This is a genomic window from Bowmanella dokdonensis (genome assembly GCF_017254865.1).
GTDB classification, from domain to species: domain Bacteria; phylum Pseudomonadota; class Gammaproteobacteria; order Enterobacterales; family Alteromonadaceae; genus Bowmanella; species Bowmanella dokdonensis.
On sequence record NZ_JAFKCV010000002.1, the window covers coordinates 538,697 to 561,831 of the forward strand.

Annotated in this window: 19 protein-coding genes and 1 tRNA gene; 8 read left to right on the top strand and 12 right to left on the bottom strand. The window is 55.0% G+C overall.

Features of this window, described 5'->3' with window-relative positions; translation table 11 throughout:
- The first annotated feature begins 14 nt into the window (after positions 1–14).
- The 4 genes from mrdA (at position 15) to J0A66_RS05685 (ending at position 5,235) form a co-directional block, all read left to right on the top strand.
- Complete coding sequence (gene mrdA, locus J0A66_RS05670) at positions 15–1,907, top strand: penicillin-binding protein 2 (RefSeq protein ID WP_206572805.1); 1,893 nt, start codon at positions 15–17, stop codon at positions 1,905–1,907.
- Entirely contained in the window at positions 1,888–3,006 is a 1,119-nt protein-coding gene (gene rodA, locus J0A66_RS05675; protein ID WP_206572806.1) for a rod shape-determining protein RodA, read from the top strand. The genes mrdA and rodA overlap by 20 nt, the downstream gene beginning before the upstream one ends.
- 32 nt (positions 3,007–3,038) lie before the next feature.
- Positions 3,039–3,851 (top strand): septal ring lytic transglycosylase RlpA family protein, encoded by an 813-nt coding sequence (locus tag J0A66_RS05680; protein WP_206572807.1) that lies wholly within the window; start codon positions 3,039–3,041, stop codon positions 3,849–3,851.
- A gap of 211 nt (positions 3,852–4,062) precedes the next feature.
- Entirely contained in the window at positions 4,063–5,235 is a 1,173-nt protein-coding gene (locus J0A66_RS05685) for a serine hydrolase (protein WP_206572808.1), read from the top strand.
- Between the two features lie 54 nt (positions 5,236–5,289).
- On the opposite strand, the gene J0A66_RS05690 is transcribed toward J0A66_RS05685, so the two are convergent.
- Together J0A66_RS05690 and queE are read right to left on the bottom strand one after the other, a co-directional pair.
- Positions 5,290–6,168, bottom strand: coding sequence for a transporter substrate-binding domain-containing protein (locus tag J0A66_RS05690; RefSeq protein WP_206572809.1), 879 nt, complete (start codon positions 6,166–6,168; stop codon positions 5,290–5,292).
- A 29-nt stretch (positions 6,169–6,197) separates the two neighbouring features.
- A complete protein-coding gene (queE, locus tag J0A66_RS05695; RefSeq protein WP_206572810.1) occupies positions 6,198–6,848 on the bottom strand; it encodes a 7-carboxy-7-deazaguanine synthase QueE in 651 nt (216 codons plus the stop codon).
- Positions 6,849–6,993: 145 nt separating this feature from the next.
- Here queE and queC point away from each other — a divergent pair, with 145 nt between their 5' ends.
- Positions 6,994–7,650 carry a 7-cyano-7-deazaguanine synthase QueC gene (gene queC, locus J0A66_RS05700; RefSeq protein ID WP_206572811.1) on the top strand — a complete coding sequence of 219 codons (657 nt, stop codon included), beginning with the start codon at positions 6,994–6,996 and terminating at the stop codon, positions 7,648–7,650.
- On the opposite strand, the gene J0A66_RS05705 is transcribed toward queC, so the two are convergent.
- From J0A66_RS05705 to chrA, 3 genes are all read right to left on the bottom strand, one after another.
- Positions 7,636–8,628: a CobW family GTP-binding protein gene (locus tag J0A66_RS05705; protein WP_206572812.1), complete on the bottom strand. Its 993-nt coding sequence runs from the start codon at positions 8,626–8,628 to the stop codon at positions 7,636–7,638. The two genes, queC and J0A66_RS05705, sit on opposite strands and share 15 nt — an antisense overlap.
- Positions 8,628–10,511: a PhoX family protein gene (locus J0A66_RS05710; RefSeq protein ID WP_206572813.1), complete on the bottom strand. Its 1,884-nt coding sequence runs from the start codon at positions 10,509–10,511 to the stop codon at positions 8,628–8,630. Before J0A66_RS05710 ends, J0A66_RS05705 begins: the two co-directional genes overlap by 1 nt.
- Positions 10,512–10,690: 179 nt before the next feature.
- Positions 10,691–11,869: a chromate efflux transporter gene (chrA, locus tag J0A66_RS05715; protein ID WP_206572814.1), complete on the bottom strand. Its 1,179-nt coding sequence runs from the start codon at positions 11,867–11,869 to the stop codon at positions 10,691–10,693.
- Positions 11,870–12,046: 177 nt separating this feature from the next.
- Here chrA and J0A66_RS05720 point away from each other — a divergent pair, with 177 nt between their 5' ends.
- Positions 12,047–14,614, top strand: a complete 2,568-nt coding sequence (locus J0A66_RS05720; protein WP_206572815.1) for an EAL domain-containing protein — start codon at positions 12,047–12,049, stop codon at positions 14,612–14,614.
- Positions 14,615–14,644: 30 nt separating this feature from the next.
- Positions 14,645–15,139 (top strand): TIGR00645 family protein, encoded by a 495-nt coding sequence (locus J0A66_RS05725; RefSeq protein WP_206572816.1) that lies wholly within the window; start codon positions 14,645–14,647, stop codon positions 15,137–15,139.
- A gap of 62 nt (positions 15,140–15,201) precedes the next feature.
- Here the strand turns inward: J0A66_RS05725 and rpsO are convergent, their stop codons facing one another.
- The 7 genes from rpsO to J0A66_RS05760 form a co-directional block, all read right to left on the bottom strand.
- A complete protein-coding gene (rpsO, locus tag J0A66_RS05730) occupies positions 15,202–15,471 on the bottom strand; it encodes a 30S ribosomal protein S15 (protein WP_206572817.1) in 270 nt (89 codons plus the stop codon).
- A 175-nt stretch (positions 15,472–15,646) separates the two neighbouring features.
- A complete protein-coding gene (gene truB / locus J0A66_RS05735) occupies positions 15,647–16,579 on the bottom strand; it encodes a tRNA pseudouridine(55) synthase TruB (protein WP_206572818.1) in 933 nt (310 codons plus the stop codon).
- 5 nt (positions 16,580–16,584) lie between these two features.
- Positions 16,585–16,998: a 30S ribosome-binding factor RbfA gene (gene rbfA, locus J0A66_RS05740; RefSeq protein WP_206572819.1), complete on the bottom strand. Its 414-nt coding sequence runs from the start codon at positions 16,996–16,998 to the stop codon at positions 16,585–16,587.
- A 109-nt stretch (positions 16,999–17,107) separates the two neighbouring features.
- Positions 17,108–19,717, bottom strand: a complete 2,610-nt coding sequence (gene infB, locus J0A66_RS05745) for a translation initiation factor IF-2 (protein WP_206572820.1) — start codon at positions 19,715–19,717, stop codon at positions 17,108–17,110.
- A 24-nt stretch (positions 19,718–19,741) separates the two neighbouring features.
- On the bottom strand, positions 19,742–21,235 hold the full coding sequence (gene nusA / locus J0A66_RS05750) for a transcription termination factor NusA (protein ID WP_206572821.1): 1,494 nt from the start codon (positions 21,233–21,235) through the stop codon (positions 19,742–19,744).
- Positions 21,236–21,292: 57 nt separating this feature from the next.
- The gene (gene rimP / locus J0A66_RS05755; protein ID WP_206572822.1) at positions 21,293–21,751 is read right to left on the bottom strand and encodes a ribosome maturation factor RimP; all 459 of its coding nucleotides are present in this window, start codon (positions 21,749–21,751) and stop codon (positions 21,293–21,295) included.
- Positions 21,752–22,061: 310 nt separating this feature from the next.
- Positions 22,062–22,138 (bottom strand) — tRNA-Met (locus J0A66_RS05760).
- Positions 22,139–22,506: 368 nt separating this feature from the next.
- On the opposite strand from J0A66_RS05760, the gene bfr reads away from it, so the two are divergent.
- Positions 22,507–22,974 carry a bacterioferritin gene (gene bfr / locus J0A66_RS05765; RefSeq protein WP_206572823.1) on the top strand — a complete coding sequence of 156 codons (468 nt, stop codon included), beginning with the start codon at positions 22,507–22,509 and terminating at the stop codon, positions 22,972–22,974.
- Positions 22,975–23,135 lie beyond the last annotated feature (161 nt).

A 23,135-nucleotide genomic window follows, 5' to 3' on the forward strand; every position in this document is an offset into this window, starting at 1 on the left:
GATTCTGACTGACCATGCCGGTAAAACGCATTACCATCCGCGACCACAGCGCCGAGGCCAATCTGTTTGCCCGGCGCAGCCTGATTGCGCTGCTCGGCATCGGCGCCCTGCTGTTTGTGCTGGTCAGCAATCTTTACTATCTGCAGGTTACCCGCTTTCAGGACTACCAGACCCGATCCAACGGCAACAGGATCAAGATTTTGCCTGTGGCACCCAACCGTGGCCTGATTTACGACCGCAACGGGGTGCTGCTGGCGGAAAACAGGCCTTCCTTCAGTCTTGAAGTGATCCCAGAGGAAGTGGAAGACCTGGACGCCACCCTGGCCGCGCTCAGTGATTTACTGTCCATCTCCGTTGAAGAGATGGAGGATTTCCGCCAGGAACTGAAAAGCCAGCGACGCTTCAAGCCGGTGGCTCTGAGAAACCGACTGACAGAGCAGGAAGTGGCATTGTTTGCGGCTAACCAGCACAAGTACCCCGGCGTATCGGTGGAGGCCCGTCTGACCCGCCACTACCCCTATGGCGAAACCCTGACCCATATGCTCGGCTATGTGTCCAAGATCAACAAGCGGGATCTGCAGAAGCTCACCGAGGCTGGTCAGGAGGACAACTACGCCGCCACCTACAATATCGGCAAGCTGGGGGTGGAGAAATTCCACGAGGACAGTCTGCACGGAGTGGTGGGTTATCAGGAAGTGGAGGTCAACAACCAGGGCCGCATCATACGGACACTGGAATTCCAGCCGCCGGTGCCGGGGGAGGATCTGGTGTTGAATGTGGATGTCCGTCTGCAACAGGTAATCCGCAATCTGATGGAGAACTACCGGGGTTCGGTGGTCGCTATCGATCCCCGCGACGGCGGCGTACTGGCCTTGTACAGTAACCCCAGTTACGACCCCAACCTCTTTGTCCATGGGATCAGTTCGAAGGCATACGCCAAGTTGCAGTCCAATGACAGCCCCTTACTTAACCGCGCCACCCAGGGCCAATATCCCCCGGCCTCGACGGTCAAGCCGCACCTGGCCCTGCTGGGACTGGAGGAAGGGGTGATCACCCCCCAGACCCGATTGTTTGATCGCGGCACTTATCAGCTCAAGAATGTGCAGCGCCCCTGGCGGGACTGGAAAAAATGGGGGCATGGCTGGGTGGATGTGACCAAGGCCATCGAGGTCTCCTGTGACACCTTTTTCTATGATCTTGCCTATCGCCTGGGTATAGACAGTATCAGTACCCTGATGAGCGAGTTCGGTTTTGGCGATTACACCGGCATCGACCTTTACGAGGAATCCGACGCCAATCTGCCCAGCCGGGGGTGGAAACGGGCCAGGCACAACCAGCCCTGGTACATAGGCGACACCATCAATGTGGGGATCGGCCAGGGGCTATGGACCACCACCCCGCTGCAGTTGGCCAAGTCGGTCACCGTGCTGGTCAACAAGGGCACCCGTTACGTGCCGCAATTACTCAGAGGCCGTTACCAGGAAGGTCAGATAGTGGCCACTCCGCCCAAGGAACTGGCGCCGATGCAGCTCAAGGATCCCTTGAACTGGGAAGTGGTGCTGGACGCCATGTACGGTACGGTCAATCGCGAACACGGCACCGCGCGCAAAGCATTTATCGACACCCCTTATGTGTCGGCCGGCAAGACAGGGACGGCTCAGGTCATCAGTATCGCCGAGGATGAGGAATACGATGCGGAGAAAATTGCCGAGCGACACCGGGACAACGCCATGTATATCGGCTACGCCCCTTACGACAACCCACAGATTGTGGTCACTGTGGCGATGGAGAATGCCGGTGGCGGCAGTTCCCAGGCAGCGCCGATCGCACGGGCCGTAATGGATTATTACTTCGATAAAGACAAACTCAACCTGGTACTGAACAAAAATGAAACGCAGCAGGATTGATCCCAACAGAGTCAGCCTCTGGCAGAGGCTGCATATCGATTTGCCCCTGCTGTTGGGGTTACTGGTGTTGATGGGGGTGGGCCTGTTCGTTATCTTCAGCGCCGGTGGACAGGACTGGGATCTGATCAACCGCCAGCTCGTCAGGCTGGCCATTGCCCTGGCAGTGATGATTCTGGTCGCACAGATCCCCCCTCTGGTCTATCGCAGTCTGTCGATACATTTTTATATTGCCGGCCTGCTGCTGCTGGTGGCGGTGTTGGCATTCGGCGATATAGGCAAAGGCGCCCAACGATGGCTCGACCTGGGTTTTATGCGCTTTCAGCCTTCGGAGATCATGAAACTGGCCGTGCCCATGATGATGGCCTGGTATATCAGCCGCTACAACCTGCCCCCGCGCTTTATGCATATACTGGCCGGCTTCGTCCTGGTGATGGTCCCCACGCTGTTGATTGCCAAACAACCGGATCTGGGCACCTCATTACTGATCGCCAGTTCTGGTCTTTTTGTGCTCTTTCTGGCCGGGGTCAGCTGGAAGTTGATAGGGTCGGTGGCGGTACTGCTGTCTGGCTTTACCCCCATAATGTGGTTCTTTCTGATGCAGGATTATCAGAAACAGCGGGTGCTGACCTTTTTGAACCCGGAGTCCGATCCGCTTGGCTCCGGCTATCACATTATCCAGTCCAAGATAGCCATCGGCTCCGGCGGCTATTCCGGCAAGGGCTGGCTGCACGGTACCCAGTCACAACTGGAATTCCTGCCAGAACGACACACGGACTTTATCTTTGCCGTCTTCAGTGAGGAGTTCGGCTTTGTCGGCATCCTGGCCCTGCTTGTGTTGTATGGCTTTATCCTGATTCGGGGCATGACGATTGCGATGCGTGCCCAGGAAGCCTACAGTAAACTACTGGCCGGCAGTATCACCCTGACCTTCTTCGTGTATGTATTCGTCAATATGGGCATGGTGTCGGGGATCCTGCCTGTGGTTGGCGTCCCCCTGCCGCTGGTAAGCTATGGAGGCACATCCATGGTGACTTTGCTGGCCGGATTTGGCATGCTGATGTCTATCGGTACCCAGCGACGCCTGTTGTCGAGGCAATAAACCGGAACAGAACAATAATAGTATTAGGATTAATGAAAACCTTAGCGCTAATACTCTTTGTCATGCTGCTGAACGCCTGCGCCGTGCAACAGTCCGGGCGTTACAGCCAACGCCATGACTCCGCGCCCAAAAGGCTGCCCGGCCAGATCCTGCTGGAGGATGCGCAGCCCGAATACGTTCCCTTCAATAAAAGGGGCAATATGCCCTATCAGGTATTTGGCAAAAGCTATACGCCCCTGCAATCTGTGCGTGATCACTCGGAAACCGGTGAGGCGTCCTGGTATGGACAAAAGTTTCACGGTCATCTGACGTCCAATGGTGAAATCTACGATATGTATGCCATGACAGCGGCCCACAAGACCCTGCCCCTGCCCTCATTTGTGCGAGTGACCAACCTGGCCAACGACAAGCAGGTCATCGTGAGGGTCAATGACCGGGGGCCCTTCCACGGTAGTCGCATTATTGATCTGTCCTATGCCGCCGCCATGAAGCTCGACATGCTCAAGACAGGTACCGCCAGGGTCAGGCTGGACGCCATTCATGTTGAGCAGGATGGCACCCTGATGATCGCCGGCGAACCGCAACGGCCGCCCCTGAAGTCCTCCACCGAGTTGCCAAAGGCGCTGTTTATCCAGGTAGCGGCGTTGAGCGACGCCAGCCGGGTACAGCAGCTTGCAAAGGGACTCGAGTCCCTGTACCAGGTGCCCACCCATGTGCCGGCGGAAAACGGCATCTATCGACTGCGCCTGGGTCCCCTGAATGACGAAGCTCACGCCCAGGAGTTACTCAGTGAACTCAAGCGCAGCGGCTATGAGAAAGCCTACTCCCTGTACGCTCCCCACTGACCGCCGTCACCCCGGCCCCAGATATAATTTACTGAATCAGGGCACTTTTTCGCTTACCAACACTCTAATCCTGGCACCAAAAGTTGCCAGATTGACGGCACATGAGCGTCAAATGATGATATATTGTCGCCCAATTGACGGTCCTGGCACCCACCGAAATGGCAACAGGCGCCTGATAGAGTCTAACGATAACAACGACAGTGGACGGGTAATGCAACGCTTCAAACTCTCCTTAACCAGATTTTTCTCCAGCATCCTTTTTCTTCTTTTCAGCTACAACGCCCTGGCAGCAGTGGTTATCCCCAGCCCCCCCGAGGTGGATGCCAAGGGCTATGTGCTGATGGATTTCCATACCGGCAAGGTGATCGCCGATATCAATGCCGATATTCGCCTGGCGCCTGCCAGTCTGACGAAAATCATGACGGCCTATGTCATCGGGCAGGAGCTGAAACTGGGCAATATTTCCCTGCAGGACAAAGTGACCGTCTCGGAAAATGCATGGGCTAAGAACTTTCCAGAATCGTCCAAGATGTTTATTGAAGTGGGCAAGCAGATATCTGTCGCAGATCTGCTTCGCGGTATCATAGTGCAGTCAGGCAATGACGCCTGCGTGGCCATGGCCGAGCACATTGCCGGCAGTGAAGAAGCGTTCGCCAGCATGATGAACGGGTATGCCCAGAAGCTGGGTATGACAGAAAGCCATTTCGTCAACAGCCATGGTCTGGATGACCCGGAGCATTATACTTCGCCCCGCGATATGGCCTTGCTGTCCGCCGCTCTGATCCGCGATGTGCCGCAGGTCTATGGCATCTACTCTGAAAAAGAGTTTACCTTCAACGGCATCAAGCAGTACAACCGCAACAGCCTGCTGTGGGACAGAAGTCTGAATGTGGATGGTATCAAGACGGGCCATACCACCGAAGCCGGCTACAGCCTGATCACCTCCGCCACCCAGGACGATATGCGCCTGGTGTCTGTGGTCATGGGTACAGAAAGCGAAAGAGCCCGTAAGGAAGAGAACCGCAAGCTGCTCAAGTACGGTTTCCGCTTCTTTGAAACCATTGTCCCCTACAAGGCTGGTGAAAGCTTTGTTTCACACAAGATTTACATGGGCGACAAGGACCAGGTGGACCTGGGCATCATCAATGACACCCCCATTACCATCCCACGTGGCCAGCGCAAAAATCTGGAAGCCAATTTTGAGCTGAATAGAAAACTGGAAGCCCCACTGGCTAAAGGCGAAGTGGTGGGCACCCTGTATCTGCAACTGGAAGGTGAAGATGTGGCCAGCTATCCGTTGGTGACGCTGCAGGAAGTGCAGGAAGGCGGTCTGTTTAAACGTCTGATGGACTGGGCCATGCTCAGCATGGGCTTCGAGGGCTGATAGGCCGGCCATAACCCACCACCGAAAAATAAAAAAGGCGGTTTAACCGCCTTTTTACTGTCCGCTGACCGAGGGCAGCGGATACCAGAGTTCCTTGCGGGCCAGTGGCGTGTTGGCGGGCAGAATAGGATTGCTCAGGCGAAAGATGCGTCGCTGGTCCAGGTGGGCATTTTCCAGCATGACCTGGTGCTCGTACAGGAACAGTTCCTCGAATTTGCCGTTGGCGATGATTTTTTCCAGCCCGTTTTCGATCAGGTTCGCCAGCACCTGGTTCTTCTTATTGACAAAGAAGTATGTCGCCGTCGGGTAGTAAAGGGCCACGCCGGGTTCGATGGCCAGGGCCTGGCTGTCCATATGGGTTTCATACTCATACCAGATCTCCACCACTGACCGGGGCAGGAGTTTCCCCTTTTCGCTTTCCAGCGCTTCAAACAGTTCATCGTAATCACTGACCGTTATCACTTCGAAACCGTTGGCCTGTAATATTTTGGTATCGGGCCAGTCATGACCGGAAATAGGCTCGAAGGCCAACAGGGCGTCCAGGCTGTTGACCTGACCCAGCAGATCCCGGTTCTTGGGTTTAACCAGCGCCAGCCGCAAACCGACCAGCCCCTTATAGATGGGAATGCGGATGGGCAGCAGATCTTCCTCACGCTGATTGTCGGTCATACTCCAGACCACGTTGACTTCACGATTGGATTCCAACTGCGCCAGGGCCTTGCTTTGCAGCATGATGCGATCACTGGGCACCAGCTTATAATTGACCCCGGTATGTTGCAGGGCCAGATCCAGTAACTGCCTGGGATAACGGGTCCTGTCATCCAGTTCAGACATGGGACGGGGGTAGATGATATTCCAGGTGGCGGCCTGTACACTTGCACTGCCCAGCAACAGGGCCAGGAACAGCAGTTTTCGATTCAGTTTTCCCAACATGTGAAGATCCCTTGGCGTTTCCCCAGGACCTATTCTATGCCGATATACTTGTGGGTTTGCAAGGACAATCGCCAGTTTCGTTCGATACAGGTCCTGACGGCCAGCTCAGTGGCGCGCTGTTGCTGACTGATGGGTTGCAGGTAGACCAGGGCATTGTGATTGGTGGCAGAACGAGCCAGCAGGCTGTCCAGTTCTTCTATATGTTTGTCCATGGCCACGGGGTGTTTTATCTCATCCGCCCTGGCCAGGGCCTGATCCAGGATCTGGTAGCCCCCTTTCATATCCACCTTGGGCGACAGGGTTACCCAGGTTCTCGCATCCACCTTTATTTCGAAGGTACCGCTGGTTTCTATTTGCACGGTAAGCCCCTTGTCCAGCAATTCCCGGGTAAGAGCAACCAGATCATACATAGCCGGCTCACCGCCGGTGATCACCACGTGCCGGGCCCGGTAGCCCTGCCGTTGGATCAACTCAACCATCTCCTGGACGTCAGTGTCGAACCAGGCTTCACTGGCCTCCTCCTTGGCCAGCACCTGATTGGCACTGACCTGCTGTTCGGGATCCAGCGTCCAGGTGTGTTTGGTATCGCACCAGGGACAACCCACAGGGCAGCCCTGCAAACGAATAAAAATGGCCGGTACGCCGGTAAAGGCCCCCTCCCCCTGGATGGTTTCAAACATCTCGTTAATCTTGAGCCGCTGATTCAAGCTGAGTTCTCACTAAAAGCAATATGGTCCTGTCAATCCCCTTTACCAGACGTGGAGCCGGGCAGGACAAAACTGGTATGATTCGCACCAAAGCAGCGATTATAGAGAAGGCAGCCTGATGGCACAAAAGGTAGTGGTAATATTTTCCGGGGGTATGGACTCCTTTACGGTTCTGCACAAGGCCCACCAACAGGGGCTGGAGATTTATGCTCTGTCTTTCGATTACGGACAGCGTCACAGCAAGGAGTTGATCTGTGCAGCGCGGGTCTGTGAGGAACTGGGTGTCTCACACAAGGTGGTGGATATCCGCGCCATTAACAGCCTGGTCGGCGGCTCATCGCTGACCAGCGATATCGACGTGGCTGAAGGGCATTACGCAGCCGAGAACATGAAGAACACCGTGGTCCCCAACCGCAACATGATCCTGTTGTCCCTGGCCGTGGGCTACGCGGTCTCCCTTAATGCCTGCAGGGTCTATTACGGCGCCCACTCGGGCGATCACAATATCTATCCGGATTGCCGGCCGGAATTCGTCGAACGCATGAATGATGTCTGCGCCATTGCCAATTATGAGCCGGTGGAAATCGTCAGCCCCTATCTGCATGAGAGTAAAATCGAGATCCTGGCAGACGGCCTGGCCATGGGGCTGGACTACGGAAAAACCTGGACCTGTTATAACGGCCGCGAGAAAGCCTGTGGTAAATGCGGCGCCTGCAATGAGCGGTTAGAGGCGTTCGCCGCTAACGGCGTTGTGGATCCGCTAGTCTACGAGTAGCCGCACCAGGGCCTGCTCCAGGACGTCCCATTCCGGAAGGGGGAGAGCAATACTGATGCATTCGAGGCGGCTGTCCGGGGCATCTTCGATACTGCCTGTGCTCATTACTCCATCGGCCAGATTAAAGACAAACCAGCCCTGATCGGTATGCAGAATTCCTTTCAGACGTTCCATGTCCAGTCCCAGCAGCAGCGACATCAGGCCGTTGAATTCGAAACGGCTGTGCCTGGCAAAGATCCAGCCACAGCTGGCAAAACCCTCCCCTTGTCCCTGGCGGCGAATCAGGCCAGACTCAGGTGCCACCAGGCCGGCCAGTTCCTCCCCGACCCCGCCCACAGCGTTGGTCAGGGCCAGATGACTGTAACCGGCCTTCCCCTTCAACCAGTCCAGAGGTATTTGTCCGTGGCTGACCCTATGGCGCGGCGCCGTTATATGCTGCTGGGCTAAAAAATCATCCAGGGCCTGTACATCACCAGATGCATAAAGATCTGTCTTGTTGGCAATAATCTGGTCGGCCACCTCAAGTTGCTGATTGAAAATCTCATGCTTCCGATAACGCTCGTCGTGGACTTTTCTGGCATCCACCAGCGTCAACGTCTGCTCCAGGGTCAGTACGCCGCGGTATTGCTCACCGCTTAAGGTGGCCAGCACCTCGGCGGGGTGACCCAGTCCTGTCGGTTCAATCAACAGACGGTCCGGGCGTTTACGGGCCAAAAGCAGATTGAGGGAGATCTGCATGGGCAGGCCGGAGGCACAGCACATGCAGCCACCCGGAATTTCCTTGATTACCACATCCTGTTGGCCGGATTGGGCAAGCAAGCCGCCGTCTACGCCTATCTCGCCGAATTCATTCACCAGAATGGCCCAGCTTTCCTGCGCTGGTTTTTGCCCAAGCAGATGCAGAATAGCGGTGGATTTACCCACCCCCAAAAAGCCGGTAATTATGTTGGTACTGACTGGTTTTTGCCATCCTTTCATCAGCTGCCTATTCGCCCCCCACCTTGTTTGGTGATCACTACCACAGAGGGCCTGGGCGGCAGACTGTCGTCAAAATCGGGCCAGCGGGTACTGGGTTTGTCGAAAGTACTGCCCTGCCCCGGATGCTGCACCGCACAGAACAGATTCTCCGAGTCCGGGGTAAAGAAAGGGCCGCACAGTTCTGCACCTAGGGGAGTACGAAGGAAACGTTTGGTCAGGGCGCGATAAGCACCGCTCAATTCACAGGCCCAGATGCCATCAGCCACATCGTATTGCTCCGCTCCATCGGTGGCGATCCATAGGTTACCCAGCTTATCGAACGCGCAGTTATCCGGACAGGCCAGCCAACCATTGGCACTGATTTGAGGATGATACTTTGTGCCCGGCTCATCTTTGGGTCCCGCAACAATAAGCATCTCCCAGTTGAAGGTCTCGCTGGCATGATCTCCTTTTGGGGCAATCAACTCCACTATCTGACCCGCCCGGTTCGGTCCGCGCGGATTGGCCGCATCCGTGTTGTCAGGTTTGCGCCGGCTGTTATTGGTCAGCATCACATAGACCTGGCCGTTAACCGGGTTGACCTCTACATCCTCGGGTCTGTCCATAGGCGTGGCACCAAGCAGTTTCGCCGCCTTACGGCAATCCAGCATCACATCGCCCTGATGATTAAAGCCGTTGGCTGAAGTCAGGGGGCCGTGGCCAACCTTCAGGGGAAGCCAATTCAGGGTCCCATCGTCGCTAAACCGGGCGCAAAACAGTTGTCCTTCATCCAACAGGCGTAGATTGGCAGCCCGGTTATCCGGCTGGTAGCGATTAAGGCTGACAAATTTATACAGAAACTGAAATTGCTGGTCATCGCCGCTGTAGGCCACTACCCGCCCATCCGGGTTGATATGCACATTGGCGCCTTCATGTTTGTAGCGCCCCAGGACCGTACGCTTCTTCGGCACGGAGGTGGGATCATAAGGGTCAATCTCCACAATCCAGCCCATATGCAGGGGCTCGGCCGGGGTTTGACTCATATCCCAGCGGGCAAAATGTTTCGACCAACTGCCCCGGTGGCGCGACTGCATGCCAAACTCCTGATAATTGTCCGTCTCGCCACTGTTGCTGTAATCGCCGCCAAAGAAGTAATCGACATTTTCCTCACCGGTCAGAATAGTGCCCCAGGGCGTCACCCCCCCGGCGCAGTTCCCATAGGTTCCCCGTGTCTGAACACCGTCAGGCGAGTCTGGCGTTTGCAGGCGTTTGCTGCCGGCCGCCGGCCCCGTGATTTGCATGGGCGTCCAGGGAGTAATACGGCGGTTGTATGGGGAGTCCAACACCAGTTTCCACTGGCCGTTCTTCTGTTTTTTCACTTCCACCACGGACAGGCCATGGGCAACAATATTGGCCCGGGTCAATTCCTCACTCAGCTTATCGCTGTCCGGTGCGCCGGGATACATCATGGCAGGGCGGGTGTACTCGTGGTTCACTGTCAGCAGGCCATGGTCTGAGCTGTCGGAACCGAGAGGCAGGGAGACAAAGCCGATGAAATCATTGTTATAGCCGAACTGCCTGAGCTGGGCGGCTTCACTTGGTTTCTGGGGATCAAAAGCGGCGGCATCGGCGAACAAGGCATCCCCCCAGCGCACCAGAATCTGGCTTTGATATCCCTCCGCCACAGCCAGATGTTCATCCAGGCCGTGTGGCAGTTCTTTAAAAGTCAGGGAAAATTCACCGGCCCCCTTTTGGGTACCCGCCCCTGCTTGTGGAGTCAACCCATAGCCAGCCATTAACAGTGACGCGCTACCGGCCCCCAACCCTTTAAGTGCCTGGCGCCTTGACAGTCGGGCGGCAAGAATATCGGCAAATGGCCGACTCGATGAGGGTTTTTCCGGCATGATGTTTCTCTGCTTGTTGTCCCGGTCAGGGGCCAGTTCTGGCTGATAATCTATATCACCTGCCTCGGCTCAGCGGGCCACAGAGTCACCGGGTAGTTGACACCTTATGGCGATGATTATGCAATATTTCCCCGGCAGGGGCAGACTAACTAACGAATAATATCGGAGACTGGACGAATTCAGTGCCAGCCCAAACCCGCGGCCAAGGCACAAAACCCGACCACCTGGTAGACAGGACGTTGCCAGCTCATCAGCAACAGCATGGACAATCCCAGCAGAACAAAATCCCGGATACTAAGGATAGCGGTCAACCAAACCGGCTGATACAGGGCTGCCAGCAGGATCCCCACCACGGCGGCATTGATTCCCCTTAATGCCGATTGCATCAAAGGCTTATCATACAATCCATGATAGAAAGGCAGTACGCCAAGCAACAACAGAAAACCTGGCAGAAAAATTCCCAACAGAGCCACCAGGGCTCCACCCGTTCCGGTTGCCTGCATCCCCAGGTAAGCCGCAAAAGTGAAAAGTGGGCCGGGCACCGCCTGAGCCATCCCGTATCCGGCCATAAAACTATCCTGGCCCACCAGACCGCTCGGCACCATCTCAGCCTGCAGCAACGGCAGCACCACATGCCCACCGCCAAACACCAGCGCCCCTGCCCGATAGAAGCTGTCCAGGAGTCTAAGATCTGAGCCAGGCAGTAATAATACCGACAACGGCAAGGCAATCAGCAGGGCAAGTGATACCAGGAGGAAAGCCCAGGCCCAGCGCCTCGAATAAGGCAATCTCAGTTCGGGTCCGTCAAGCTCTGCCGGCTCAACTGGCAATAACCGGCTACCCAGCCCCCCGGCCGTGAGAATAATCAGCACCTGCCAGCCTGGTCCCGGAAGCAACAAGACACCACACATCGCCAGCACTGCCAGGGTGCGGGTGCGTCTGTCCGGACACAAAGCCCGCCCCATACCCCACACCGCCTGGGCCACCACGGCCACCGCTGCCACTTTCAGTCCATGCAGCCAGTCGCTGCCCAACCAGTGATTCAACTGCTGGTAATACAGGGCGAACAGCATCATCACCAATGCAGACGGCAGGGTAAACCCGAGCCAGGCAGCTAATGCCCCTCCCATCCCGGCACGGTGCAGGCCCAGGGCAAAACCCACCTGACTACTCGCGGGGCCGGGCAGCACCTGGCACAGGGCAACCAGTTGCGCATAAGCCGTATCACTGAGCCACTTGCGGCGGGTGACAAAGGCTTCTCTGAAGTAACCCAGATGGGCAACAGGGCCCCCAAAGCTCACCAGTCCCAGGCGCAGGAAAATGAGAAATACCCCTATCGGGCCAGACTGGGAGGTCATTGTTTTCACTGACAGAGAATCTGATCTCTGATAATGCCGTTTCTGCCAACCCAGCTCAAGGGGCTGGGAGTCCCTTCAGCCAGGGAGCAGGTAATTCAGGTATAGTTGTCACAGATCAATAAGGTATCTTTGCCACTCACCTACACTTCCGGCTCGCGGGAATTTAAAGGATGAGAGATGTCTGTTGTTTCATTGGCGTCAAGTTGCACTCACTTTCAAGAGCCCAGTGTTGCGGAGCTGGCCAGCCGGGATCTGATCACCTGTGCTGCCAGTACCCCCTTGCAGCAGGTGGCCGTCCTGATGCAGCAGCACCAGGTCAGTTGTATTCTGGTCGTAGAAAAGGGACGGATACTGGGTATATGGACAGAAGGCGACGCCAAGAAACTGAGCTTTAACGATGGTCACTGTTACCAGAGACCGGTGCAGGAGTTCATGACCCAGACCGTGATTGAGGTCCCCGGCCATACCCTGCTCAATGACGCCGCGGCTATGATGTTGCAAAAGCGTATTCGTCGGCTGTTGGTGGTAGATGATGAAAAACGCCCTTTAGGCATCCTGACCCAGACTGATATCCTGCGTCAGCAACGCATTGAGTTCTATCTGAAACTGCGGGATGTGGGCTCCAGTATCGGCAGAAAGCCGCTGATCCTGGAGGCAGATCAGTCCCTTGCCAGTGGCGTCAGCGTGATGCGTGCCCATCAGGTTGATGCGGCTATCGTGAGCTATAAAGATAGAATCCCGGGCATTATTACCGAACGCGACCTGGTTCGCGTTATTGCCCGGGGCGAAGGGGCATCAGAGTTGGCCGTCGGCGATCTGGCCCTCAAACCCCTGCTTACCGTCAATCGAAGCTGTACCCTGCTACAGGCAGTGGACCTGCTCAAGGAGCGTAATTTCCGCCATCTGGCGGTGTGTGACGAACTGGAGCAGATTGTTGGGTTGTTGTCTTTCAGCGATATCCTGGCCAATGTCGAACAGGTCTATGTGGAACAACTCAAGCAAGCCCTGCATGACCGGGATGTCGCCCTTCGCACCTCAACGGACTATCTGCGACTGGCACAAAAAGTGATTGACGCCTCCCTGGACGGCATCATGATCACCAATATCGACGGGGTTATCGAATCAGTCAATCCCAGTTTTACTCAGTTGACGGGATACAGCGCCCGGGAGGCAATCGGCAGAAAACCGGATCTGCTCAGTTCCGGTCTGCATAACCAGACCTTCTATCAGAATCTCTGGAAAACCCTGCTGGACCAGGGTCAATGGCAGGGAGAAATATGGAATAAGCGCAAGAACGGCCAAATCTATCCTCAATGGCTGTCCATTACTGCCATACGCTCTGAAGAAGGTAACATCTGCCAGTTTGCCGGCATTTTTTCAGATATCAGTGAACGGAAGCAGCAGGAAAAGAAAATTCATCAGCTGGCCTACATTGATGAACTGACGGGGCTGGCCAATCGGCGCATGTTTATGGATCGCCTGCATCTGGCCCTGGCCAACGCCCATCGACATCATCATGAGATGGCGGTGCTGTTCCTCGACCTGGATCTGTTTAAGCGTATCAATGACAGTCTGGGGCACCAGGCCGGCGATGAGGCCTTGCGGGAAGTGGCCAGACGCCTGCAACGGACCGTCCGGGACGGCGAATCCGTGGCCAGGTTGGGAGGAGATGAATTTACTATTCTGCTGCCCGAGGTGGGGGATACAAATGCCCTGAGCGCCCTGGCCAAGCGTCTGGTGGCGCAATTCGCGCGGCCCATACGCATCAAGGAGCAGGATTTTTTCCTCACCACCAGCATCGGCATCAGCCTGTATCCCAAAGACAGCTGTAATGCCGAGCAGCTGATCAAACATGCGGATCTGGCCATGTACCAGGCCAAATCCGCCGGACGTAACCAGTACTGCTTCTATCAATCCAGCTCAGGGCAGCAAAGCGACCAGGAGCTGCGACTGGAGCAGGCCTTGCGCACCGCCCTTCAGCAACGACAGTTGCAGGTGGCCTACCAACCCAAAGTTGCATTGGCTGAGGACAGACTGGTGGGGTTCGAAGCGCTGGTCCGCTGGCATGATCCGCAACTCGGTCAGATATCACCGGTAAACTTTATCCCGCTGGCTGAAAAACTAGGGTTGATCAGCCAGTTGGGTGCTCAGGTCCTCGAGCTGGTCTGTATGGACATTCGTCAGGGAGGGCTGGCCGAGGTGCCGGTTTCCGTCAATATCTCCACCTCGCAGCTCAGTGAGAGTGATTTCTTCCACCGAACCTGCCACATCCTGAATCAGCATGGCGTATCTGCACAGCGTATAGAACTGGAACTGACCGAAAGTTGCCTGATCCCGGAACACGCAGAAGAGACACTGGTGCTTTTAACCCGTCTACGCCAAGTAGGTTTTAAGTTGTCCATTGACGATTTCGGTACCGGCTATTCCTCCCTGTCCTATCTGCGGCGTCTGCCTATCGACACCCTGAAGATTGACCGGAGTTTTATCGATGAATTGCCTGACAACAGGGAAGCCGGCCAGATCGCTTCGGCGGTCATCGCCATGGCCAAAGCGCTCAACCTTGAAGTGGTCGCCGAAGGCATTGAAAACACTGCTCAGTATGATTACTTGCTCAGTGCCGGCTGTCAGGTAGGACAGGGATACTTCTACTGTCCTCCCCTGTCGGCACGCGATCCGGCCCTTAAGAATTTTATCGGCAGACATTGCAAAGGAAAACGGCTTGCCCATAATGAGTCGCAGTTTTAATTGATTCGAGTTGACTCTGCGAGGCTACTGTTGGAAAAACTGGTCGAAACCCTGATTTACTCTTCCCGCTGGATAATGGCGCCCATTTATCTTGGACTGAGCCTGGCACTGCTGGCGCTGGGCATCAAATTTTTTCAGGAAGTGCTGCATATTCTGCCTATTATCCTGGAGATGAAAGAGGCGGATCTGGTGCTGGTGGTACTGTCATTGATCGATCTGGTGCTGGTCGGCGGACTGATAGTGATGGTGATGTTTTCCGGCTATGAGAATTTCGTATCCAGGCTGGATATAGGAGGAGAAAGCGAAAAACTCGACTGGCTGGGTAAACTGGACTCGGGCTCGCTGAAGAACAAGGTGGCGGCGTCCATCGTGGCTATCTCATCCATACATCTGCTGAAGATCTTTATGAATGTGGAGAAGACAGACAGTGACAAGCTGCTGTGGTATGTGATTATCCATATCACCTTTGTCCTGTCGGCCTTTGCCATGGGCATTCTCGACAAGATGACCCGTAAACCTAACTAACCGCTCAGATTGCCCTAACGAAAAAGGCACCCTAGGGTGCCTTTTCTTTGCGTGGGTTGCGCTTAGCGACGCAGGCCCAGGCGCTTGATCAGTTCCAGGTAACGGTCCTGATTTTTCTTTTTCAGGTAATCCAGCATGCTACGACGCTGGCTGACCATACGCAGCAGACCACGACGTGAGTGGTGATCTTTCTTGTGATCAGCAAAGTGGCCCTGCAGCTTGTTGATATTGGCTGTCAGCAGCGCTACCTGAACTTCAGGTGATCCTGTGTCGCCCTCTTTCACACCGTAGTCGGCGATGAGTTGTGCGGTTTCTTCTTTCGTTAGTGACATATGTTTCTCCTAAGTTAGACCGGCCGATCACTAATTCAGCGGGTCGAAAAGAGGCGCTATTATAGCGGCGCCTTTAAGAATAGCAAGGTTTGAAATTGCCCGTTCACAGCTGACCTACTGGGGTCCTGGCCTTAGTCAGGATGGCCTGTTTTCCTGATAACCCCTCACTGAGAACTTAACAGACAACCAAGCGTTTCGGCGCCACCCGCCCCGGCTGTTCCACTTCGGCCACGCCAAGGAAACGCCCGTCTGCTTCGGCATAGGTCCTGACCTGACCGGTCAGATCGCCCGTGTCGGCTTGCACGGGATTGCCATTACTGAAATAGGGCATTTTAGCGGTGGGGACTGTGACCGCCGGCAGATTCAACACTGCAGTATCCATAGGCAGCAACAGTTTATCCAGCTCGTCGTAATTCACCTGTCCGTCCACAGTGCATTGGGCGGCCCGTTGTTCCAGCTGTTCCAGGCTCATCATCTGCGCTGTTGGGTAGCCCGCCACCGCTGTTCTGTCCAGCATGGTCACATAGGCACCGCACCCCAGCAGTTGGCCCAGATCATCCACCAGGGAGCGGATATAGGTGCCCTTGCTACAGTGCACCTGCATATCCACCTCATCCCCTTCGAAGCGGTTGACTCTGATATCGAATATCTCAATATCCCGGGCTTCGCGGGGCACCTCAATGCCCTTACGGGCATAGTGGTAAAGAGGCTTGCCCTGATACTTCAGGGCGGAGAACATGGAAGGGATTTGTTTGCTCCTGCCACGGAAACTGTCCACCGCCACCAGCAGCTGTGATTCAGATACATTGACTGAACGGGTTTCAACCACCTCCCCGTCGGCATCCGAGGTGGTGGTGCGGATACCTAACCTCGCAGTAACACTGTAGGTCTTATCCGCATCAAGCAGAAACTGGGAAAACTTGGTGGCTTCCCCCAGGCAGACAGGCAGCATACCGGACGCAAGCGGATCCAGGGCACCGGTATGGCCGGCCTTAGCCGCATTAAACAACCGCCTGACCTGCTGCATCACCTGGTTGGATGACCCTCCGATGGCCTTGTTGAGCAAAAAGATGCCATCGACCGAACGGCCCTTGCGCTGTTTTGCCACCGGCGTTATTCCTTGTCTTCACCTTCAGGATCGCGACCTGCTTGTCTGGCCCGCTCCTTGTCTTTGCTGATGGTTTCGCTGAGCAGGTTGGACAGACGCATGCCCTCAGTAATGGACAGGTCCTGTACAAACCGGATTGCCGGGACCGTCCGCATGCTCATGCGCTTGGAAAGCAATGATCGGACAAAGCCCTTGTTGTCATCCAGTATGGCCATCTGCTCCTTGATCTTGGCTTCGTCGCTTTCGAAAAAGGTGACGAACACCTTGGCGTGGGCCAAATCACGGGAGACCTCGGCACCTGAGACAGTGACCATCCCCAGGCGCGGATCACGGTTCTTGAATTCGTTTTGCAGGATACTGGCCACTTCTTTATGGATTTGTTGGCCGACTCGGTCGGTCCGGGAAAATTCTCTTGCCATTTGACACTCTCGATTTGCTTGAGCACGAACCCCAAAGACAATAACGGAGGCATCAACGCCTCCGCTATTTCATCTTTCTCTCCCGCACTCAGGTGCAGGTTGCGAGCGGTTAAAGTTCCCGCTTCACTTCAATGGTTTCGAAGACCTCGATCTGGTCACCCACTTTGACGTCATTATAGTTCTTCACGCCGATACCACACTCCATGCCGTTACGCACTTCGCTGACATCGTCCTTGAAGCGACGCAGGGACTCCAGCTCTCCTTCGTAGATGACCACGTTGTCACGCAACACCCGGATAGGCGCGCTGCGCTTGACGATACCCTCGGTAACCATACAACCGGCGATGGCTCCCAGCTTGGGTGAACGGAACACATCCCGCACCTCGGCCAGACCGATGATCTGCTGCTTGAATTCCGGTGCCAACATGCCGCTCATGGCAGCTTTGACTTCATCGATCAGATCGTAGATCACGCTGTAATAACGCAGGTCGATCTCTTCGCCCTCAATGACCTTACGGGCAGAGGCATCGGCCCGCACGTTAAAGCCAAGAATAATGGCGCCCGATGCAGCCGCCAGGCTGGCGTCCGTTTCGGTAATTCCGCCTACTCCACTGCCGACGATATTGATCTTCACTTCATCGGTAGACAACTTCAGCAAGGAATCACTGATGGCTTCCACCGAGCCTTGTACGTCAGCCTTCAGGACGATATTCAGTTCGCTCACATCACCGGCTTCCATATCGGCAAACATGTTCTCCAGCTTGGCCTTTTGTTGCTTGGCCAGCTTCAGTTCACGTTGTTTGGTACGGCGTGTGGCGGCAACCTCTCGGGCCTTACGCTCGTCCTGGACCACCCGGGCGTCATCCCCGGCCGCCGGTACGCCGGACAGGCCCAGGATCTCAACGGGGGTGGAGGGGCCGGCCGATTTGACGTCCTGACCCAGCTCATCACGCATGGCGCGAACCCGGCCATACTCAAATCCGCACAGCAGGATATCACCGGTTTTCAGTTCACCCTGTTGCACCAGCACAGTGGCCACCGGGCCACGGCCCTTGTCAAGGCGGGACTCGATCACTATGCCCTTGGCCGGTCCTTTAGGTACGGCTTTCAGCTCCAGTACTTCGGCCTGCAGGGAGATAGCTTCCAGCAGACTGTCCACGCCCATACCTGTCTTGGCTGACACGGGCACAAACTGGTGTTCACCGCCCCACTCTTCTGAAATCACTTCCAACTGAGACAGTTCGGTCTTGACCCGATCCGGGTCGGCTGCCTCTTTGTCCATCTTGTTGATGGCCACAATCAGCGGCACGCCCGCAGCACGGGCATGCTGCACTGCTTCCTTGGTCTGCGGCATCACGCCGTCATCGGCCGCCACCACCAGAATAACAATATCGGTGGCCGTGGCACCACGAGCACGCATAGCGGTGAAGGCCGCGTGTCCCGGGGTATCCAGGAAGGTAATCTTGCCCAAATCCGTTTCCACGCTGTAGGCGCCGATATGCTGGGTAATACCCCCTGCTTCACCGGCTGCCACCTTGGCGCGGCGGATATAGTCGAGCAGCGATGTCTTCCCATGGTCAACGTGGCCCATGATAGTCACGACCGGCGCACGGGATGACTTCGCGGCACTGGCGTCCTCGGCCAACAGTTCCTCTTCCAGGGCATTGTCGTTGACCAGTTCATATTTGTGGCCCATCTCTTCCACCACCAAAACAGCGGTATCACGATCCAGAACCTGATTGATAGTGACCATTTCGCCCATTTTCATCATGGTCTTGATCACTTCGGTAGCCTTGATGGCCAGCTTGTTGGCCAATTCGCCAACCGTTATTGTCTCACCTAATTTAACCACTCTCTCCACCGGTTGCGCAGGTTTGTTAAAGCCATGCATTAAGTCTGCACCTGCATTTTTCTTCTTCTTGGATTTACGACGACGGCCGCCACGTTCAAACTGGATGTCTTCCTCGTCCTCTGCCTCCTGGGCATAACGGTTGGAGTGCAGATGCACTTCTTCCGCTTCCCGGCGACGACGGCGATCATCTTCTTCTTTCCAGCGACGCTCATTTTCCTCAGCCAGCTTGCGGGCCTTTTCGGCCGCCTTCTTGGCTTCTTTTTCCAGCCGGCGCTGATTCTCTTCTTCCTGTTGCAGGCGGATACGCTCTGCTTCCTGACGGGCCTGTTCTCGCTCGGCCTTCTCTTCGTCAGTCAGGTGTGCTTCCTTCTCGCGGGCCTCGGCCTCGCGACGCTCACGCTCGGCTTTTTCCGCCTCGGCTCTGACCTTGGCTTCCGCCTCTTTGCGCAGCCGTTCTTCCTCAACTTTTCTGGCTTGCTCTTCAGCCAGACGTCTTGCTTCCTCGCGGGCCTGTTCTTCCTCAGCGCGACGCTTGGCTTCTTCTTCGGCCAGGCGGGCTTCCTCGACTTCGCTGCGCTTGACATAGGTGCGCTTCTTGCGCACTTCCACCTTGACCGATTTGGACTTGCCCTGGGCATTAATACTCAGGGTACTGGTGGTACGGCGTTTCAGCGTCATCCGGGTGGGCTCAGTGGAGCCGGCACCGCCATGTTGCTTGCTCAGATGGTCGAGCAGGTTGCGTTTCTCGTCTTCCGACACCTGATCGCCGGCACTTTTCTTGATGCCCGCATCAGCAAACTGCTGAACCAGACGGTCAACCGATGTGCCAATATCACCGGCAAGCTTTTCTATGGATACATCTGCCATGTGTGTTTGTTCCTCCCGTTGACCTTATTCTTCACTGAACCAGACGATGTTGCGGGCGGCCATGATCAGCTCTCCCGCTTTCGCTTCACCCAGTTCCTCTATATCACTGATATCGTCGACACCCTGTTCAGCCAGGCTTTCCAGGTCGGTAACTCCACGACTGGCCAGCAGGAAGGCCACATGCCTTTCCATGCCGGGCAGATTCAGCAGTTCTTCCTTGGGTTCGGCATTTTCCAGCGACTCCTCGTTAGCCAGAGCCTGCGTCGTCAGGAAAGCACGGGCCCGCTCACGCAGCTCTTCGACCATGTTTTCGTCCAGCCCTTCAATGGCCAGCAGCTCGGAGGCCGGCACATAGGCTATTTCTTCCAGGGTGGTAAAGCCTTCTTCCACCAGCACGATGGCGAAGTCTTCATCAATATCCAGACCAGTAACAAAACGCTGCAATACCTTGGCGTTTTCTTCTTCGTGCTTGGCATTGAGGTCTTCCACCGTCATCACATTCAGCTCCCAGCCGGAAAGCTGGCTGGCCAGACGTACGTTCTGACCGCTACGGCCGATGGCCTGGGCCAGATTGTCCGCTTCTACCGCCACATCCATGGTTTTGTTGTCTTCGTCAACCACGATGGATGCCACTTCTGCAGGAGCCATGGCGTTGATAACAAATTGCGCCGGGTTCTCGTCCCACAGGATAATATCGACCCGCTCACCGCCCAGTTCACCGGATACGGCCTGCACCCGCGAGCCGCGCATACCCACGCAGGCACCTACAGGATCCAGACGTTTGTCATTGGTCTTGACGGCAATCTTGGCGCGGGAACCCGGATCTCGGGCTGCGGCCTTGATTTCCAGCACTTCCTCGGCAATTTCCGGCACTTCGATACGGAACAGTTCCACCAGCATATCGGGGTGGGTACGGCTGATAAACAACTGGGCACCACGTGCTTCCGGCTTAATCACGTACAGCAGGCCGCGAACCCGATCACCCGGGCGAAACGTTTCGCGGGGCAGCATGTCTTCACGGTAAATAACGCCCTCGGCATTATTGCCCAAATCAACGATAATATTGTCGCGGTTAACCTTTTTGACTGTGCCGGTAACCAACTCACCCACCCTGTCTTCATACTCGGCCAACACCTGGGCCCGTTCCGCCTCGCGGACTTTCTGTACTATGACCTGTTTGGCTGTCTGGGTGGTGATGCGGTCGAAAACAATGGATTCGATCTGCTCTTCCACATAATCATCCACCTCTATTTCGGGTTCGTCGATTTGCGCGGCGGACAGGGTCATTTCTGCAAAGGGGTTCTCCTGGGGTTGATCATCGGGGATCACCCTCCAGCGGCGGAACGTATCGAAATCACCAGTCTCGCGGTTAATACTGACACGGACTTCAATCTCACCTTCATTCTTTTTCTTGGTCGCACTGGCGATGGCAAATTCCAACGCTTCGAAGATTTTTTCGCGTGGAACCTGTTTTTCGTTGGATACGGCTTCAGCCACTAATAGAATTTCTTTATTCATTGCCCCTTTGCCTCACTCATACTTCCTATCCGAAGTGTGTTAGTCCTTAAGACCTGGTTAATCAAAATTTGGTACCAGATTGCCTTTTTCTATATTTGCGATGGCCAGCTTAAAATTCTGTCCGTCCACCTCTATATCCAGGGTGCCATTTTCAACGCTCAGCACCTTGCCTTTGAAATTGCGTCTGTTGTCCATCGGCATGCGAAGCCGCACCGATACGGTTTCGCCGACTACAGCCTGGTAATGCGCCTCCCTGAACAGGGGACGATCCATACCTGGGGACGAGACTTCCAGGTTGTATTCGCTGTTGATGGGATCTTCTACATCCAGCACCGCACTGACCTGGTGACTCACATCGGCACAATTGTCCACCGTGATCCCCTCGGGATGATCGATAAACAGGCGCAGGGTCGAATGCTTGCCGGCCCGCACAAATTCTATTCCCAGCAACTCAAAGCCCAGAGCTTCGACGGCCGGAGTAAGCATTTCTGTCAGTGTTTGTTCCAGTTTTGACAAAACCAGGCTCCAAAAACAAAAAAAGGGCATAAAGCCCAGACACTCGGTGGGGGATAACCCCCTTACATCTATGTAAGCCGCAACAGCACCGTGACTAAGCTTACCCAACATTAATTACAGATGCCAGATGCTTGTCTCGATTTGCGAGTGCCGGGACGATATGGGCAAGCCAGACTGATTTTCAACCTGCCTCTGTTGAGGCATGGAAATCCCTGAACGAACCCAACAAAAAGCCCCGGTCTAGCGGGGCTTTTTGTTATCAGGACTTTCATCCTGCAATTTCCTGCTGACATTTCAATGTCAGCGAAATTGGTTGCGGGAGCCGGATTTGAACCGACGACCTTTGGGTTATGAGCCCAACGAGCTACCAGGCTGCTCCATCCCGCGTCTGAAGTCTTCTCTTGGAGGTTTCCGCTAGTGCGCCGCCTCAAGATGGTGCGTATTATACATAGGCAAAGTAAGCACGCAAGCCATTCTATGAAATATTCATTAAAGCCTTGTCTGGTTGCCTAATTAACCAGCACAACGCCTAAACAAACGGCGATTTCGGCTAATTTGCTCCTGTTACAATTATAGTAGACAGCAGGAGGGCAGGTTTTCTCCCTTTTTACGCTGTAGAGGTTTCGAATAGCCAAAACGAAGTGGCAACAAGAATCGATATCATTAGCTAATATATTGATTTGAATGAATAATTTCATTATTGAGCCGAATTGTTCTACACTTGTTGGATAATTTCAGTGAACAAGGTCTGACAGATGAAAGGCAATAAAAAGGTCATTGACGGCCTGAACCGGCTGCTCGCCAATGAGCTGGCCGCCATGGATCAATATTTTATTCACTCCCGCATGTATCAGGACTGGGGGCTGAACAAGCTCTACGAACGAATCGACCATGAGTTTGACGATGAGAAGGGTCATGCGGCCGCGCTCATCGAGCGCATCCTGTTTCTGGAAGGTACCCCTGATATGACCACCCGTGATGCACTGGCAGTGGGCAAGGACGTGCCGGACATGTTGCAGAACGATTTAAACGTGGAATATAAGGTACAGAAGCTGCTTAAGGAGACCATCAAACTCTGTGAGCAGGAACAGGATTATGTCAGCCGCGATATGCTCACCAGCCTGCTCAAGGACACCGAGGACGACCATGCCTACTGGCTGGAGCAGCAGCTACGCCTGATTAAGATGGTAGGCCTGCCGAATTACCTGCAATCGCAGATGTAGCCATTAAAGTAACAAGTGACAGGTAACGAGTGACTGATCTGCCCCCAATAAAGTAGACACGGGTTGCAAACTATTGTTTTTCAAATGCCATGGGGCTGACTCCACCGAGTGTCCCATGACGTCTTACTGTATTGTAATACTCTTCGATATACCACTTGGCT

Bases quoted from the DNA above. Each gene is read 5' to 3' on its own strand.
- queE (WP_206572810.1), bottom strand. From the start codon at position 6,848: ATGTTTGAAACCATCCAGGGGGAGGGGGCCTTTACCGGCGTACCGGCC.
- nusA (WP_206572821.1), bottom strand. From the start codon at position 21,235: ATGAATAAAGAAATTCTATTAGTGGCTGAAGCCGTATCCAACGAAAAA.
- J0A66_RS05680 (WP_206572807.1), top strand. From the start codon at position 3,039: ATGAAAACCTTAGCGCTAATACTCTTTGTCATGCTGCTGAACGCCTGC.
- rbfA (WP_206572819.1), bottom strand. From the start codon at position 16,998: ATGGCAAGAGAATTTTCCCGGACCGACCGAGTCGGCCAACAAATCCAT.
- J0A66_RS05720 (WP_206572815.1), top strand. From the start codon at position 12,047: ATGTCTGTTGTTTCATTGGCGTCAAGTTGCACTCACTTTCAAGAGCCC.
- J0A66_RS05705 (WP_206572812.1), bottom strand. From the start codon at position 8,628: ATGAAAGGATGGCAAAAACCAGTCAGTACCAACATAATTACCGGCTTT.
- infB (WP_206572820.1), bottom strand. From the start codon at position 19,717: ATGGCAGATGTATCCATAGAAAAGCTTGCCGGTGATATTGGCACATCG.
- J0A66_RS05710 (WP_206572813.1), bottom strand. From the start codon at position 10,511: ATGCCGGAAAAACCCTCATCGAGTCGGCCATTTGCCGATATTCTTGCC.
- rodA (WP_206572806.1), top strand. From the start codon at position 1,888: ATGAAACGCAGCAGGATTGATCCCAACAGAGTCAGCCTCTGGCAGAGG.
- bfr (WP_206572823.1), top strand. From the start codon at position 22,507: ATGAAAGGCAATAAAAAGGTCATTGACGGCCTGAACCGGCTGCTCGCC.
- J0A66_RS05690 (WP_206572809.1), bottom strand. From the start codon at position 6,168: ATGTTGGGAAAACTGAATCGAAAACTGCTGTTCCTGGCCCTGTTGCTG.
- chrA (WP_206572814.1), bottom strand. From the start codon at position 11,869: ATGACCTCCCAGTCTGGCCCGATAGGGGTATTTCTCATTTTCCTGCGC.
- mrdA (WP_206572805.1), top strand. From the start codon at position 15: ATGCCGGTAAAACGCATTACCATCCGCGACCACAGCGCCGAGGCCAAT.
- queC (WP_206572811.1), top strand. From the start codon at position 6,994: ATGGCACAAAAGGTAGTGGTAATATTTTCCGGGGGTATGGACTCCTTT.
- J0A66_RS05685 (WP_206572808.1), top strand. From the start codon at position 4,063: ATGCAACGCTTCAAACTCTCCTTAACCAGATTTTTCTCCAGCATCCTT.
- rpsO (WP_206572817.1), bottom strand. From the start codon at position 15,471: ATGTCACTAACGAAAGAAGAAACCGCACAACTCATCGCCGACTACGGT.